We start from the raw sequence: 16,501 nt of genomic DNA, 5'->3' as shown, positions 1-16,501 counted from the left end.
TTGATGCGGCGCAGATTCATGTAGGAGCCAGGCTTGCCGGCGAAGGCGTATTTGAAATCGCCTTCGCCGGCAAGCCTGGCTCCTACAGGGTGTGGACGTCGCGGCACGATCATCCACACCGTTCTAATATCAGCGCTTCTGAGTCAGGGCGCGGCGTTCGAATTCGACGATGCGCTGACGGTAATGCTCGATCGTCTGCGCGGTCAGTACGCTGCGCTGGTCGTCTTTCAGTTCGCCGTTCAGCTCCTGGGACAGTTTGCGCGCCGCAGCCACCATCACGTCGAAGGCCTGCTTCGGATGACGCGGGCCTGGCAGGCCGAGGAAGAAGCTCACGGCCGGTGTGCTGAAGTGGTCGATGTCGTCCAGATCGAAGACGCCCGGCTTGACCGCATTGGCCATGGAGAACAGGACTTCGCCGTTGCCAGCCATGCTTTCGTGACGGTGGAAAATGTCCATCTCGCCGAAGCGCAGACCGCTTTCGAGGATGTTCTGCAACAGCGCCGGGCCTTTGAAGCCAGCGGCGTCGCGGCAGATCACGCTGATCACCAGCACCTCTTCGGCTTGCGGTTGTTCTTTGTCGCTGACCGAAGGCGAAGACTTGGCATCAACCGGGAAATCGTCGTCACGACTGCTGAAGCTCGGGCCGCCGTCCAGGTCCAGGCTGAGGTTCATATCGCCTTGCGACGGCTCGCCATGGCCACGCTTGCCGCGCTTGGAACCCGACTCACGGGGCTCACGGGCAGGCATGCTCACCGACGGCAGATCGTGCTCGTCCAGTTGCGGTTCTTTGTGGGTATCCAGAACGCGCGGCGGGCCCAATAGCTCGGCGCTGGTGTCCTCGTCCGGCAAATTGGACAGACTTCGATCAAGACGGAACTTCAGTTTTCCCTTGCCGCCGCGCATACGGCGCCAGCCATCGAAAAGAATACCGGCAATGACAATAATGCCGATGACGATCAGCCACTCGCGCAGACCGATTTCCATGTAATCCCGTGCCTCTATAAAAAATGCTGAAAAATAAGGGGTTTACAACTCGTAAACCGCTTTAAAACGTGGCGCCAACTCTATGTTCTGACAGGCGTTTTGCCCACGTATACGAAAAATTGACATTAAACTAGCACGACCAAAGGCAACTTTACACCGTCTGTCACAATGGCTTGCGCGAATATGTCGATTAGCCAGCAAGTAGAGGAAGGTAAATAAGTCCTACGGACAAAAAATACTCAACCTACAGACGCCGACTCAGGCATCCACCATCGCCATCGCCTCCTCGACATCCACTGCCACCAGACGCGAGCAACCCGGTTCGTGCATCGTCACCCCCATCAATTGATCGGCCATTTCCATGGCGATCTTGTTGTGGGTGATATAGATGAACTGCACCGTCTGCGACATCTCTTTCACCAGCCGGGCGTAGCGTCCAACGTTAGCGTCATCCAGCGGCGCGTCAACTTCATCGAGCATGCAGAACGGCGCCGGATTCAACTTGAAGATCGCAAAAACCAGGGCCAATGCGGTCAGGGCTTTTTCGCCACCGGAGAGCAAATGGATGGTGCTGTTCTTCTTTCCGGGCGGCTGCGCCATGATCGTCACCCCTGTATCGAGTAGATCTTCGCCCGTCAGTTCCAAATACGCGCGCCCTCCACCGAAAACTTTTGGGAAAAGCGCCTGTAAACCGCCATTGATCTGATCAAAGGTATCCTTGAAGCGGTTGCGGGTTTCCTTGTCGATCTTGCGGATCACGTTCTCGAGGGTGTCCAGCGCTTCGACCAGATCGTCGTTCTGCGCATCCAGATAACGTTTACGCTCGGATTGTTGCTGATATTCGTCGATGGCCGCGAGGTTGATCGCGCCGAGGCGCTGAATACGTGCGGCAATGCGTTCGAGTTCTTCTTCGGCGTCCTTCTCGCTGGCTTCGGTGGTCAGCGTGGCGAGTACGCCGTGCAGGTCGTAACCGTCTTCCAGCAACTGATCTTCCAGGGTCTTGCGGCGCACGGTCAGGGCTTGCCATTCCATGCGCTGGGTTTCCATCTGGCCACGAATCAACTGCGATTGCTGCTCGGCCTGATGGCGGCGTTTTTCGGCGTCACGCAATTCGCGGTCGGCGTCTTCGAGGGCAATCTGTGCGGTCTTGAGTTCTTCGTCGACAGTCATGCGCTTGTCGAGCAACTCTTCGAGCTTCAGGCGCAGCTCTTCCAGCGGCGCCTCGCCCTCCTCCAGATTGAGGCTGAGCTGTTCGCGTTTTTCGGTGAGACGCTCGGACTGCATTTCCAGCCGCTCCAGCGCCTGACGCGTCGAGTCGTGTTGCGCCTTGAGCGAACCCAGGCGCACCGCCAATTGATGCGCGTGATCCTTGTGCTGCCGGGCTTCCTGACGCACGCGGTCAAGGCGCTCGCGCAGGCTGTCGCGCTGGGCCAGCAGCAGCTCACGCTGCTCGGTGTCCAACGCCATGGCGTCGAGAGCTTCCTGCAATTGCAGACGTGCTTCGCCGATGTTTTCGTGTTCCAGCGCACGCTGCTCGGCCAGCTCGGTGAGTTCTTCATCGAGCCGCGTACGGCGCAAGGTCAACTGCTCGACCTTGGCTTTGCCGGCAGACAACTGGGCTTTCAGTTCGCCTTGCTGACGCGCTTCGTCCTGCAGCAAACGGCGCAAATGTTCGCGACCGTTTTCCTGCTGACGCTGTTGCGCCCGCAGGTTCTGAAGTTGGGTTTCGAGGGTTTCGACCGTGGCCTCACGCTCTTCGCGTTCGCTGCTCAGACGCTGGATTTCCTGACCGCGAGCCAGCACGCCACTTTCCGCTTCGCTGGCGCGGCGCACCCGTAAAAAGTGCCGGCCGACCCAGTATCCATCGCGGCTGATCAGGCTCTGACCGGCGCTCAACTGACTGCGCAATGCCAAGGCCTGTTCGAGGTTTTCAACCGGCTTGACCTGCCCCAGCCACGGCGACAGATCGATCTGCGCCTCGACCTTGTCGAGCAAGCTGCCGGGCACGCGCACGCCATCGCTGGCGGGGCTGAGCAATCGCAAATCGCCTTGGGCAAAACCGGCCAGATCGAAGCCGCCGAAATCATCCACCAGCACCGCTTGCAGATCGGCACCGAGCACGGTTTCCACCGCCAGCTCCCAACCGGCTTCAACCTTGAGGCCTTCGGCCAGGCGTGGACGGTCCGCCAAGTGTTGTTCGCGCAACCATTCAGCGGTGCCGGTGCCCGGGTCGAGCGCGGCTTGCTGCAAGGCTTCAAGCGAGGCGAGACGCCCGTTGAGACGCTGCAAATCGCCCTGCGCCTGTTGCTGCGCCGACAACGCTTGCTGCAATTCCTGACGCAGTTGCTCAAGTCGCTCGACCTGCGCTTCTTCACTGGCCTGCAAGTCTTCGAGCGTGGCTTCTGAAGCGGCCAGTTGCTCGCTGAGCTCCATGATCGCCGCGTCTTCCGGGTCCGCCGAAAGCAAGGCGCGTTCTTCGCCGAGGCGCTTCTGGCGATCAGCCAAACGCTCCATGCTGGTTTCCAGCTGCTGGATGCGCGACTGCTGGACTTCGGACTGGCGACGCGGTTCGGCGGCGGTCAGGTTGAACGTGTCCCACTGCTCCTGCCAGCCGTGCATGGTGGTTTCGGATTCTTCCAGCGCCGCGGCGGCTTCTTCAGCGGCGGCGCTGGTGACTTCCTGCTCCGGCGTGAGCATGTCCAGCTCTTCGCCGAGGGTCAGCAGCAACGTGCGGTCGTGACCCAGGTGAGATTCGGTTTCCAGACGCGCGCGCTCGGCTTCTTTCAGATCGTCTTGCAGCTGACGCAGGCGTTGCTGACCGTGCTGGATGCTCTGCTCGACCCGGGCGATGTCGCCACCGACCGAATAGAAACGCCCCTGCACCAGATTGAAGCGCTCCGACAGGTCATGGTGCCCGTCGCGAAAGCGTTCGATGCTCGCGTCGGCGTTGCGCTGCTCGGCCACCAGCGCTTCGAACGTGACTTCCTGGGTGCCAATGATCGCTTCGCGCTGGCCGACCTGTTCGTTCAAGGCCTGCCAGCGCAGGGCCGACAGTTGCGCCTTGAGCTGACGCTCCTCGCCCTTGTATTCCTGATACTTCTTGGCCGCTTCCGCCTGGCGATGCAGGCGTTCAAGCTGACGCGTCAGCTCTTCGCGCAGGTCCGTCAGGCGCTCCAGGTTTTCGTGGGTGCGACGAATGCGGTTTTCGGTCTCGCGCCGGCGCTCCTTGTACTTGGAGATGCCCGCCGCTTCTTCAATGAAGTTGCGCAAGTCTTCGGGCTTGGACTCGATCAGCTTGGAGATCATCCCCTGCTCGATGATCGAGTAGCTGCGCGGGCCCAGGCCGGTACCGAGGAAGATGTCGGTGATATCGCGGCGACGGCACTTGGTGCCGTTGAGGTAATAGGTGGTCTGGCTGTCGCGGGTCACTTTGCGGCGAATGGAAATTTCCGCATAGGCGGCGTATTCGCCAAGCAGGGTGCCGTCGGTGTTGTCGAACACCAGCTCGATGCTGGCCTGGCTCACCGGTTTACGGCTGGTCGAACCGTTGAAGATGACGTCGGTCATCGACTCGCCGCGCAAGTTCTTGGCCGAGCTCTCGCCCATCACCCAGCGCACGGCGTCGATGATGTTCGATTTGCCGCAGCCATTGGGCCCGACCACCGCCGCCATGTTACTGGGGAAGTTCACCGTGGTCGGATCGACGAAGGATTTGAACCCCGCCAGCTTGATGCACTTGAGCCGCACGCTTAAGCGTCCGTCAGGGCAGAAATCACCAGATCGCAACTGCGCTGGCAATACGCGGTCAGCACGGTGCGAATCAGCGCATGGTCACGGGCGATCACGGCCGCGAGCAAGCGTTCGAACAGTTCCAGATACTCGCTCATCGAGGCCTTGCGCTGCTCCAGGGCGAGGAAGTACGCACGGCTCATGGCCGGTTGCAGATTCTCGACGGTTTCCTGCAAGTACGGGTTGTTGGCAAACCCGTACGTGGCGCGCATCACATTGAAACTGTCGTCGACGAAGGCATGGATGTCCTGGCGCTCGTAGCTCGCGGTCAGGCGCTGCTGGATCTGCACGAACGGCGCCAGGTCGGCCTGGACTTGCCAGCCAGTGGCCACGGCATTGGCGAGCAGGATGTACATCTCGCCCATCAGCGCGCACAGGCTCTGCACCTTGTGGGCGGTGAGTTCGGTCACATGCGCGCCGCGTCGCGGCAGGATCGCGATCAGGTGGCGACGCTCGAGGATCAGCAAGGCTTCGCGGACCGAGCCGCGGCTGACATTGAGGGCCAGCGTGACCTTCTGTTCCTGGATGCGCTCCCCGGGCTTCATTTCGCCACGAATGATGCGTTCGGCGAGGTGGTGAGCAATTTGCTCGGCGAGGCTGTCCGGCGCCTTGAACGTCATGGGTGTCCTTCAAATTCTTCGATCTGTACAAGCGGCGCAGTGTAGCGCACATGAGGGGTCATGGCGGAGTGCCCACTCGGCGGTTTTTGGCACGAATCCCGCAAAAAGCAGGCTAACCCGCAAGGGTCAATAATGAAGGAACGAGTCGTTGATCGACAAAATGCTATTTCCTGACCTTTAAGTCAGAAAATCATTGACCGCAAAGTCAGACCTGATAAATTCGGTCCAAGTCGGTTAACAACAATAATGAGTCTGCGAGGCCTTCCGTGATCCAGTTTTTACTTAACCAGGAACTCCGTAGCGAGCACGCCCTGGACCCAAACCTGACCGTGCTCAATTATCTGCGCGACCATGTGGGCAAACCCGGCACCAAAGAAGGTTGCGCCAGCGGTGACTGTGGCGCGTGTACCGTGGTGGTCGGCGAGTTGCAAACGGATGACGATGGCCGCGAACACATTCGCTATCGCAGCCTCAACTCGTGCCTGACGTTTGTTTCGTCGCTGCATGGCAAGCAACTGATCAGCGTCGAAGACCTCAAGCACCAAGGCGAACTGCACAGCGTGCAGAAAGCCATGGTCGAATGCCACGGCTCGCAATGCGGCTTCTGCACCCCCGGTTTCGTGATGTCGCTGTTCGCGCTGCAAAAGAACAGCGAACAACCGGACTCGCATAAAGCGCACGAAGCACTGGCCGGCAACCTCTGCCGCTGCACCGGCTATCGGCCGATTCTGCAAGCTGCCGAGCAATCCTGCTGCGGCAAGCAACCCGATCAATTCGACGCTCGCGAAGCCGAGACCATTGCACGTCTGAAGGCCATCGCGCCGACCGATATCGGCGAACTCAACAGCGGCGACAAGCGCTGCCTGGTGCCGCTGACCGTCGCCGATCTGGCCGACCTCTACGACGCTTATCCACAGGCCCGGCTGCTGGCCGGCGGCACGGACCTGGCGCTGGAAGTCACGCAGTTCCACCGCACGCTGCCGGTGATGATTTACGTCGGCAACGTCGCCGAGATGAAGCGCATCGAACGCTTTGACGATCGCCTGGAAATCGGCGCCGCCACCGCCCTCTCCGATTGCTATGAAGCCTTGAACGCCGAGTACCCGGACTTCGGCGAATTGCTGCATCGTTTCGCTTCGTTGCAGATCCGCAACCAGGGCACCCTCGGCGGCAACATTGGCAACGCCTCGCCGATCGGTGACTCGCCACCACTGCTGATCGCCTTGGGCGCGCAGATTGTGCTGTGTAAGGGCGAAACCCGCCGCACCCTGGCCCTGGAAGATTACTTCATCGATTACCGCGTCACCGCGCGTCAGGAAAGCGAGTTCATCGAGAAGATCATCGTGCCGCGTGCCAGCGCCGAACAACTGTTCCGTGCGTACAAGGTTTCCAAGCGTCTGGACGATGACATTTCCGCCGTTTGCGCCGCCTTCAACATCCGCCTGGAAAACGGTGTGATCGCCGACGCACGCGTTGCCTTCGGTGGCATGGCTGCCATCCCGAAACGCGCCGCCAACTGCGAAGCCGTGTTACTCGGTTCACCGTTCAACAACGCCACCGTCGAACGCGCCTGCGCCGCACTGGCCGAAGATTTCACGCCGCTCTCGGACTTCCGCGCCAGCAAGGAATACCGCCTGCTCAGCGCGCAAAACCTGCTGCGCAAATACTTCATTGAACTGCAAACGCCGCACATCGAGACTCGGGTGACCGCTTATGTCTAATCATCACGCTGTAGAGAAGACCCAAGCCGAATTGGCTGAACTGTTCGCCAAGGACCTGACCACCGGCGTCGGCCGCAGCGTCAAGCACGACAGCGCCGCCAAGCATGTGTCCGGTGAGGCGCAGTACATCGACGACCGCCTGGAATTTCCGAACCAGCTGCACGTTTACGCACGGCTGTCGGACCGCGCCCACGCGAAAATCATCAGCATCGACACCAAGCCTTGCTACGCCTTCGAAGGCGTGCGCATCGCCATCACCCACGAAGACGTGCCGGGCCTGAAAGACATCGGCCCGCTGATGCCCGGTGATCCATTGCTGGCCATCGACACGGTGCAGTTCGTCGGTCAGGTCGTCATGGCCGTGGCCGCCCGCGACCTGGAGACTGCACGCAAAGCCGCCATGGCCGCAGTGATCGAATACGAAGACCTGGAACCGGTACTGGACGTGGTCGAGGCCTTTCGCAAAAAGCATTTCGTGCTGGACAGTCACACCCATGAACGCGGTGATTCAGCGGGCGCGTTGACGACAGCGAAAAATCGTATCCAGGGCACGCTGCACATTGGCGGCCAGGAGCACTTCTACCTCGAAACACAGATCTCGTCGGTGATGCCCACTGAAGACGGCGGGATGATTGTCTACTGCTCCACGCAAAACCCCACCGAAGTACAGAAACTGGTGGCGGAAGTGCTGGACGTGTCGATGAACAAAATCGTCGTCGACATGCGCCGCATGGGCGGTGGTTTTGGTGGCAAGGAAACCCAGGCAGCGAGCCCGGCCTGCCTGTGCGCGGTGATTGCGCACCTGACCGGCCAGCCAACCAAAATGCGCTTGCCGCGTGTCGAAGACATGCTGATGACCGGCAAGCGTCACCCGTTCTATGTCGAGTACGACGTGGGCTTTGACGACAGCGGGCGCCTGCACGGCATCCAGCTGGAACTGGCGGGTAACTGCGGCTGCTCGCCGGACCTGTCGAACTCGATTGTCGACCGTGCGATGTTCCACGCCGACAACTCGTACTACCTCGGCGATGCAACCATCAACGGTCACCGCTGCAAGACCAACACCGCATCGAACACCGCTTACCGTGGCTTCGGCGGCCCGCAAGGCATGGTCGCCATCGAAGAAGTGATGGACGCGATTGCCCGGCATCTGGCCCTCGACCCGCTGGCGGTGCGCAAGGCCAACTACTACGGCAAGACCGAGCGCAACGTCACCCATTACTACCAGACCGTCGAGCACAACATGCTCGAGGAAATGACCGCCGAACTGGAAGAAAGCAGCCAGTACGCCGAGCGCCGCGAAGCGATCCGCCGCTACAACGCCAACAGCCCGATCCTGAAAAAAGGCCTGGCGCTGACTCCGGTGAAATTCGGTATTTCCTTCACCGCCAGTTTCCTCAACCAGGCCGGTGCGCTGGTGCACGTCTACACCGACGGCAGCATCCACCTGAACCACGGTGGCACGGAAATGGGCCAGGGCTTGAACACCAAAGTCGCGCAGGTCGTGGCCGAAGTGTTCCAGGTGGAAATGAACCGCGTGCAGATCACCGCGACCAACACCGACAAAGTGCCGAACACCTCGCCGACCGCCGCGTCCAGCGGTGCCGACCTGAACGGTAAAGCCGCGCAAAACGCGGCGGAAATCATCAAGAAGCGCTTGGTGGAATTCGCCGCGCGGCAATACAAGGTCAGCGAAGAGGACGTGGAATTCCACAACGGTCATGTGCGGGTTCGCGATCACATCCTGACGTTCGAAGCGCTGATTCAGCAGGCGTATTTCGCTCAGGTCTCGCTGTCGAGCACCGGCTTCTACAAGACCCCGAAAATCTTCTACGACCGCAGCCAGGCACGTGGTCGGCCGTTCTACTACTACGCGTTCGGCGCGGCGTGCTGCGAAGTGATCGTCGATACGCTGACCGGCGAGTACAAAATGCTGCGCACCGACATTCTCCACGACGTCGGCGCCTCGCTGAACCCGGCGATCGACATCGGGCAGGTCGAGGGCGGTTTCATCCAGGGCATGGGCTGGCTGACCATGGAAGAGCTGGTCTGGAATGCCAAGGGCAAACTGATGACCAACGGCCCGGCTAGCTACAAGATTCCGGCGGTGGCGGACATGCCGCTGGACCTGCGGGTGAAGCTGGTGGAAAACCGCAAGAACCCGGAAGACACGGTGTTCCATTCCAAGGCTGTGGGCGAGCCGCCGTTCATGCTCGGCATCGCGTCGTGGTGTGCGATCAAGGACGCCGTGGCGAGTCTGGGTGATTACAAACATCAACCGAAAATCGATGCGCCGGCGACGCCGGAGCGGGTGTTGTGGGGCTGTGAGCAGATGCGGCAGTTGAAGGCGGCGAAGGCCGTTGAAACCGAAACCGAGTTGGCTTCGCTCTAAGACCGAGGCGCGGCCAATCGCTAGCAGGCTAGCTCCCACAGGGGAATGCGATCAACTGTGGGAGCTAGCCTGCTAGCGATTAGGCCCGGATAGACAACAGAAATGTTGAGGTGAATATGTACAACTGGATCGACGCCCTCGCCGACCTGCAAAACCGCGGTGAACCCTGCGTGTTGGTGACCATCATCGAAGAGCTCGGCTCGACGCCGCGCAATGCCGGTTCGAAAATGGTCATCAGCGCCAGCCAGACCTTCGACACCATCGGTGGCGGGCATCTGGAATACAAGGCCATGCAGATCGGCCGCGAAATGCTCGCCAGCGGCAAGCAGGACACGCACCTGGAGCGCTTCAGCCTCGGCGCCAGCCTCGGCCAGTGCTGCGGCGGCGTGACCGTGCTGCTGTTCGAACCGATGGGCCAGGTCCAGGCGCAGATCGCCGTGTTCGGCGCCGGCCATGTCGGTCGCGCACTGGTGCCGCTGCTCGCCAGCCTGCCCTGCCGGGTGCGCTGGATCGATTCGCGGGAAGATGAATTCCCTGAACAGATCCCCCACGGCGTGCGCAAAATCGTCGCCGAAGAGCCGGTGGATGAAATCGATGACCTGCCCGCCGGCAGCTACTGCATCGTCATGACCCACAACCACCAGCTCGACCTCGAACTCACCGCCGCGATCCTCAAGCGCAACGACTTCGCCTACTTCGGCCTGATCGGTTCGAAAACCAAACGGGTGAAGTTCGAACATCGCCTGCGCGACCGTGGTTTTGACAGCAGCGTGCTGCAACGCATGCGCTGCCCGATGGGCATCGGCGAAGTCAAAGGCAAATTGCCTGTGGAAATCGCCATCTCCATCGCCGGCGAAATCATCGCCACCTATAACGCGAATTTCGGCCAGCACACCGCCAGCGCCGGATCGTCGATTGCCAAATTGCTGCCTGCTTCACGCCGCAGCCAAGCCTCTAATTGAGAACGCCCATGCCTCTGACTCGCAAAGCCTACCGCGCCGCCATCCTGCACAGCATCGCCGACCCCGCTGAAGTGGGTATCGAAGCCTCGTACGAGTATTTCGAAGACGGCTTGCTGGTGGTCGATAACGGCCAGATCAGCGCCCTCGGTCACGCCAGCGAATTGCTGCCAACCCTGCCCGCCGATATCGAGATCACTCATTATCAGGACGCGCTGATCACCCCTGGCTTCATCGACACCCACATCCATTTGCCGCAAACCGGCATGGTCGGCGCCTACGGCGAGCAATTGCTGGACTGGCTCAACACTTACACCTTCCCGTGTGAAAGCCAGTTCGCCGACAAGACTCACGCCGACGAAGTCGCAGACATTTTCATCAAGGAACTGCTGCGCAACGGCACCACCACCGCGCTGGTGTTCGGCAGCGTGCACCCGCAATCGGTGAACTCGTTCTTCGAAGCGGCTGAACAGCTGGACCTGCGGATGATCGCCGGCAAGGTGATGATGGACCGCAACGCGCCGGACTACCTGACCGACACCGCCGAATCCAGCTACGTCGAAAGCAAGGCGCTGATCGAGCGCTGGCACGGCAAGGGTCGCTTGCACTACGCCGTGACGCCGCGCTTCGCCCCGACCAGCACCCCGGAACAGCTCACCCTGGCCGGCCAGTTGCTGAGTGAATATCCGGACCTGTACATGCAGACCCACATCAGCGAAAACCTCAAGGAAATCGAGTGGGTCAAGGAACTGTTCCCGGAGCGCAAAGGCTACCTGGACGTCTACGATCACTACCAGTTGCTCGGCGAGCGCTCGGTCTTCGCCCACGGTGTGCACCTGTGCGATGACGAATGCGCGCGATTGGCAGAAACCGGCTCGGCCATCTCGTTCTGCCCGACTTCGAACTTCTTCCTCGGCAGCGGCCTGTTCAACCTGCCGATGGCCGAGAAGCACAAACTCAATGTCGGCATCGGCACCGATGTGGGTGGCGGCACCAGTTTCTCGCTGCTGCAAACGTTGAACGAGGCGTACAAGGTCATGCAGTTGCAAGGGGCGCGACTGAGCCCGTTCAAATCGTTGTACCTGGCGACGCTGGGCGGCGCACGGGCACTGCGGCTTGAGGACAAGATCGGCACACTGCAACCGGGCACCGACGCGGACTTCCTGGTGCTGGATTACAACGCCACGCCGTTGCTGAGCTACCGCTTGAAGCAGGCGAACAACATTGCCGAGACGTTGTTTGTGTTGATGACGCTGGGGGATGACCGGACGGTGTTGCAGACGTATGCGGCGGGGAATCAGGTGCATCAGCGATAGGGTTTTTCGGGCATAAAAAAATCCCCCGCAATCGATGGTTGCGGGGGATTTTTATTGGCTTTGAGGTCGCCTTCGCGGGCAAGCCTCGCTCCTACAGGTACAGCGTAAACCCCGTAGGAGCGAGGCTTGCCCGCGAAGGCAGCGCCGCGGTCTATCAGATTTTCGCCGGCGAACGCCCTGGCTTCTTGGTCTGCAACAAATGCGAGAACACCGCGTGCAAATCATCCGACGCGCTTTCTTCGTCAAGGTTGAGTTTGCTGTCGATGTGGTCCATGTGGTGCATCATCAGGTTCACCGCCAGCTCACCGTTGCGCGCTTCGATCGCGTCGATCAGCTGGGTGTGTTCGTCATAGGAACAGTGCGAACGGTTGCCGCTTTCGTACTGCGCAATGATCAACGAAGTCTGGGACACCAGGCTGCGCTGGAAGCTGATCAGCGGTGCATTCTTCGCCGCTTCGGCCAGTTTCAGGTGGAATTCGCCCGACAGACGAATGCCAGCACCGCGATCGCCACGGGAGAAGCTGTCACGCTCGTCGTTGACCATCTGCCGCAACTCGGCGATTTGCTCGGCGGTGGCGTGCTGCACGGCCAGTTCAGTGATCGCGCGCTCGACCAGACGGCGGGCGAGGAACACCTGGCGCGCTTCTTCGACACTCGGGCTGGCAACCACGGCGCCGCGATTCGGCCGCAACAGCACGACGCCTTCATGGGCCAGGCGCGACAGCGCGCGGCGAATGATGGTGCGACTGACCCCGAAAATTTCCCCCAGCGCTTCTTCGCTCAACTTGGTGCCGGGCGCCAGGCGCTGTTCGAGGATGGCCTCGAAGATATGCGCGTAGACAATATCGTCCTGGGTACCGCTGCGGCCGGCTTTGCCTGCTCGCGGTTGTTTCTTGAGGGGTTGCAACTGTTCGTTCATGGGCACTCGAGTCGGGAGAACTGCGGCGAATTGACCGTGACTGTAATACGGCACAGTGGGTCGCTGGCAAGTATCGCGTAAAAAACACCGCGATTGTACACAATGGATGGTGGCAACACGACTGTACGGCTGTTTGTCGCCTTTGCTGTATCGCAACGATTGCTTACGTTTGAGTTTAGGCTTATCCGCAGAATCCGCAGCGAATACGATCCCCTGTAGGAGCGAGGCTTGCCCGCGAAGGCGTCGTGTCAGTTGACATCAATGTTGAATGATATGACGCCTTCGCGGGCAAGCCTCGCTCCTACATTGGGGATTGTGTTGCTTTGGGTATTTTCGTACGTATTAAGGAACACCGTTGTCATGAACGACGCCACGCACACGCAGCTCCGCCCATTGGCGGACACGTCCCCTTCCGCCATCGTCGCCGGGTTCATCGCGATGATGACCGGCTACACCAGCTCGCTGGTGCTGATGTTCCAGGCCGGGCAAGCGGCAGGCCTGAGCAGCGGGCAGATTTCGTCGTGGATCTGGGCGATTTCCATTGGCATGGCGGTGTGTTCGATTGGCCTGTCCCTGCGTTATCGCACGCCGATCACCATCGCGTGGTCGACACCCGGCGCGGCGTTGCTGATCACCAGCCTGGGCGGCGTGAGCTACGGCGAAGCCATTGGCGCCTACATGACCTGTGCGGTGCTGGTCACCGTGTGTGGCATGACCGGCAGCTTCGAACGCCTGGTGAAGAAGATTCCAGCCTCATTGGCCGCCGCGTTGCTGGCCGGGATTCTGTTCAAGATCGGCAGCGAAATCTTCGTCGCCGCCCAACATCGCACCGCGCTGGTGCTGGGGATGTTTTTCACCTACCTGGTGGTCAAGCGCCTGTCGCCGCGCTACGCGGTACTCGCTGCGCTGCTGATCGGTACAGCGCTGTCAGGGTTCATGGGGCTGCTGGATTTCAGCGCGTTTCACCTGGAAGTGGCGACGCCGGTCTGGACCACGCCGCACTTCTCCCTGGCCGCGACCATCAGCATCGGCATTCCGCTGTTTGTGGTGGCGATGACCTCGCAGAACATGCCGGGCATTGCGGTGCTGCGCGCCGACGGCTACACCGTGCCGGCCTCGCCGCTGATTACTACGACGGGCATCGCCTCGCTGCTGCTAGCGCCGTTCGGTTCCCACGGGATCAACCTGGCCGCCATCAGCGCGGCGATCTGCACCGGGCCGCATGCCCACGAAGACCGCAACAAGCGTTACACGGCCGCCGTGTGGTGCGGGGTTTTCTACGGGATTGCCGGGGTATTCGGCGCGACGCTGGCGGCGCTGTTTGCCGCGCTCCCCAAAGAACTGGTGCTGTCGATTGCGGCACTGGCGTTGTTCGGCTCGATCATCAATGGCTTGAGCATTGCCATGGCCGAAGTGAAGGAACGCGAAGCGGCGCTGATCACCTTTATGGTCACGGCGTCGGGGTTGACGCTGTTTTCCGTGGGTTCGGCGTTCTGGGGGATTGTGGCGGGGGTGTTGACGCTGGTGATTCTGAATTGGCGCAAGGCCTGAGGGCCCCTTCGCGGGCAAGCCTCGCTCCTACAGGTACAGCGCAAAGCCCTTGTAGGAGCGAGGCTTGCCCGCGAAGGCATTCCCGAGATCGCCATGGCGGCCAAGCCATGCACCATCAAAAAGCAGGCATAAAAAAACGGCGACCCTTGGGTCGCCGCTTCTTTTATGACATCAAGCTACCGGATTGATCGGCTTTTCCGGGTACCAGACGTCGATCAGCGGGCTGACGGTGACTTCAGTCAGTTCGCTGCGGCCTTTGAGCCAGGCTTCAACAGCTGCACGCTGCTCTTCGGACACCGAGCCACGTTTCTGCAGGCAAACCAGACCGAAGTCGTCGCCGCCAACATAGCCCAGACCGTTGGCTTCCATGGCTTCTTTCAGGAACGCGTCGAGGAAAGCATCAATGGCTTCATCAGCCAAATCTTCTTTGAAATCCAGGTTCAGCTCGAAACCCAGCTCTTGAAATTCATCGACGCACAGTTTTTTGCGCAGACGCTGGGAACGGTTAGTCGCCATTGGAACAATCCTCATAAGTAATAACGGGCGGCACTTTAGCAGTTTAAGCCGCCAATTGCCCGACTCTCTGGGCGCAACGCGTTACCGCCGGTAAAAAAATAGCGGATTAGAAGGCGCGGGCACGGCACAAGCCGCTACACCTTGGGGCATAATGCCGACACTTTCATGACCACTGAGGGAAATTATCTTCATGCCCTCGTCTTTTTTCCCCTCGGCTGTAGGGTTTTATTTCAGATGATCAAATCTTTGCGTCCACTGCTGCTGGCCAGTCTTCTTCTCCCGCTGGCCCTCCCCGTTTCCGCCGCCACCATCAACACCGCGCTGTCGCCCAACGTCGAAAAAGCCCTCAAGGCCAGCAAGCTGCAGGACAACGCCCTGTCGCTGGTGATGATCCCGCTCAACGGTCCTGGCACCCCGACCATTTTCAACGCTGACGTCTCGGTCAACCCGGCGTCCACCATGAAACTGGTGACCACCTATGCAGCGCTGGAAATGCTCGGCCCGAACCACCAGTGGAAAACCGAGTTCTACACCGACGGCACCCTCAGCGGCGGCATTCTCAACGGCAACCTCTACCTCAAGGGTGGCGGCGATCCGAAGCTGAACATGGAAAAACTCTGGCTGCTGATGCGCGATCTGCGGGCCAACGGCGTGACGCAAGTCACCGGCGACCTGGTGCTGGATCGTGGCTTCTTCGTGCAACCGCAACTGCCGGAGTTCAACGATGACGGCAATGACGAGAACAAACCGTTCCTGGTCAAACCCGATTCGCTGCTGGTCAACCTCAAGGCCCTGCGCTTCGTCGCGCGCAACGACAACGGCCGCGTGCTGATCTCGGTAGAGCCGCCGATTGCCAGCATCCGCATCGAAAACCAGGTCAAGGCCGTCAACGGCAAGCAATGCACCGGTGGCGTGCGTTACAACCCGGTGACCCAGGCCGACGGCAGCGTCACCGTGACCGTCGGCGGGCAATTGGGCGATGGCTGCAGCTCGCAGACTTACCTGTCGCTGCTCGACCACGCGACGTACACCGCCGGTGCCGTCCGGGCGATCTGGAAGGAACTGGGCGGCAGCATTCAGGGCAGGGACGTTCTGGCGCCTACGCCGAAAGACGCCAAGGTCCTGGCTCGCGCCTTCTCGCCGGACCTGGCGGAAGTCATCCGCGACATCAATAAATACAGCAACAACACCATGGCGCAGCAGCTGTTCCTGAGCCTGGGCCAGAAATTCCGCACCGACGCCGACGCCGATGACGCCAAAGCGGCCCAGCGCGTGGTGCGTCAGTGGCTGGCGAAGAAAGGCATTACCGCGCCGCACCTGGTGATGGAAAACGGTTCCGGCCTGTCCCGCGCAGAACGCGTGAGCGCCCGTGAAATGGCGGCGATGCTGCAAGCCGCGTGGCATAGCCCGTACGCTGCCGAGTTCATCAGTTCGATGCCGATTGCCGGCACCGACGGCACCATGCGCAAACGCCTGAAGACCACCGCGATGCGCGGCGAAGCCCACGTCAAGACCGGCACCCTGAACACCGTGCGCGCGATCTCCGGCTTCAGCCGCGACGTCAATGGCAACACCTGGGCGGTGGTGGCGATCCTCAACGACAAGGCCCCGTTTGGCGCATCGTCGGTGCTGGATCAGGTGCTGCTGGACCTGTATCGCCAGCCGAAACTGCCTGATACGGCTTCAGTGTTGTAAGCACACCTCAAATCCAATGTGGGAGCTAGCCTGCTAGCG

At 60.6% G+C, this 16,501-nt stretch carries 11 protein-coding genes; 6 read left to right on the top strand and 5 right to left on the bottom strand.

Going from position 1 to position 16,501, the window contains the following annotated elements:
• Nucleotides 1-129 precede the first annotated feature (129 nt).
• From zipA to K5R88_RS30465, 3 genes are all read right to left on the bottom strand, one after another.
• Entirely contained in the window at nucleotides 130-984 is an 855-nt protein-coding gene (zipA, locus tag K5R88_RS30475; protein WP_008027358.1) for a cell division protein ZipA, read from the bottom strand.
• Between the two features lie 258 nt (nucleotides 985-1,242).
• On the bottom strand, nucleotides 1,243-4,731 hold the full coding sequence (gene smc, locus K5R88_RS30470; protein ID WP_192226246.1) for a chromosome segregation protein SMC: 3,489 nt from the start codon (nucleotides 4,729-4,731) through the stop codon (nucleotides 1,243-1,245).
• 2 nt (nucleotides 4,732-4,733) lie between these two features.
• Complete coding sequence (locus tag K5R88_RS30465) at nucleotides 4,734-5,393, bottom strand: GntR family transcriptional regulator (protein ID WP_008037757.1); 660 nt, start codon at nucleotides 5,391-5,393, stop codon at nucleotides 4,734-4,736.
• 266 nt (nucleotides 5,394-5,659) lie between these two features.
• Between K5R88_RS30465 and xdhA the strand changes: the two genes are divergently transcribed.
• The 4 genes from xdhA to guaD all read left to right on the top strand — a co-directional run bounded on the left by xdhA (nucleotide 5,660) and on the right by guaD (nucleotide 11,781).
• Entirely contained in the window at nucleotides 5,660-7,114 is a 1,455-nt protein-coding gene (xdhA, locus tag K5R88_RS30460; RefSeq protein WP_008037760.1) for a xanthine dehydrogenase small subunit, read from the top strand.
• Entirely contained in the window at nucleotides 7,107-9,506 is a 2,400-nt protein-coding gene (gene xdhB, locus K5R88_RS30455) for a xanthine dehydrogenase molybdopterin binding subunit (RefSeq protein ID WP_226298883.1), read from the top strand. The genes xdhA and xdhB overlap by 8 nt, the downstream gene beginning before the upstream one ends.
• A 116-nt stretch (nucleotides 9,507-9,622) precedes the next feature.
• Nucleotides 9,623-10,468, top strand: coding sequence for a xanthine dehydrogenase accessory protein XdhC (xdhC, locus tag K5R88_RS30450; RefSeq protein ID WP_008027370.1), 846 nt, complete (start codon nucleotides 9,623-9,625; stop codon nucleotides 10,466-10,468).
• 8 nt (nucleotides 10,469-10,476) lie between these two features.
• The gene (gene guaD / locus K5R88_RS30445) at nucleotides 10,477-11,781 is read left to right on the top strand and encodes a guanine deaminase (protein ID WP_008027372.1); all 1,305 of its coding nucleotides are present in this window, start codon (nucleotides 10,477-10,479) and stop codon (nucleotides 11,779-11,781) included.
• 154 nt (nucleotides 11,782-11,935) lie between these two features.
• Here the strand turns inward: guaD and K5R88_RS30440 are convergent, their stop codons facing one another.
• Nucleotides 11,936-12,700 (bottom strand): GntR family transcriptional regulator, encoded by a 765-nt coding sequence (locus K5R88_RS30440; protein ID WP_008027375.1) that lies wholly within the window; start codon nucleotides 12,698-12,700, stop codon nucleotides 11,936-11,938.
• A gap of 360 nt (nucleotides 12,701-13,060) precedes the next feature.
• Here K5R88_RS30440 and K5R88_RS30435 point away from each other — a divergent pair, with 360 nt between their 5' ends.
• Complete coding sequence (locus K5R88_RS30435) at nucleotides 13,061-14,251, top strand: benzoate/H(+) symporter BenE family transporter (RefSeq protein WP_226298882.1); 1,191 nt, start codon at nucleotides 13,061-13,063, stop codon at nucleotides 14,249-14,251.
• A gap of 171 nt (nucleotides 14,252-14,422) precedes the next feature.
• On the opposite strand, the gene K5R88_RS30430 is transcribed toward K5R88_RS30435, so the two are convergent.
• Nucleotides 14,423-14,767, bottom strand: coding sequence for a YggL family protein (locus tag K5R88_RS30430; RefSeq protein ID WP_008027379.1), 345 nt, complete (start codon nucleotides 14,765-14,767; stop codon nucleotides 14,423-14,425).
• 234 nt (nucleotides 14,768-15,001) lie between these two features.
• Here K5R88_RS30430 and dacB point away from each other — a divergent pair, with 234 nt between their 5' ends.
• Nucleotides 15,002-16,462 (top strand): D-alanyl-D-alanine carboxypeptidase/D-alanyl-D-alanine endopeptidase, encoded by a 1,461-nt coding sequence (gene dacB, locus K5R88_RS30425; protein ID WP_223415720.1) that lies wholly within the window; start codon nucleotides 15,002-15,004, stop codon nucleotides 16,460-16,462.
• Nucleotides 16,463-16,501: the final 39 nt, after the last annotated feature.

The organism is Pseudomonas sp. MM213, assembly GCF_020423045.1.
In the GTDB taxonomy this organism is placed as follows: domain Bacteria; phylum Pseudomonadota; class Gammaproteobacteria; order Pseudomonadales; family Pseudomonadaceae; genus Aquipseudomonas; species Aquipseudomonas migulae.
This window is presented reverse-complemented; position numbering and strand designations above follow the sequence as displayed.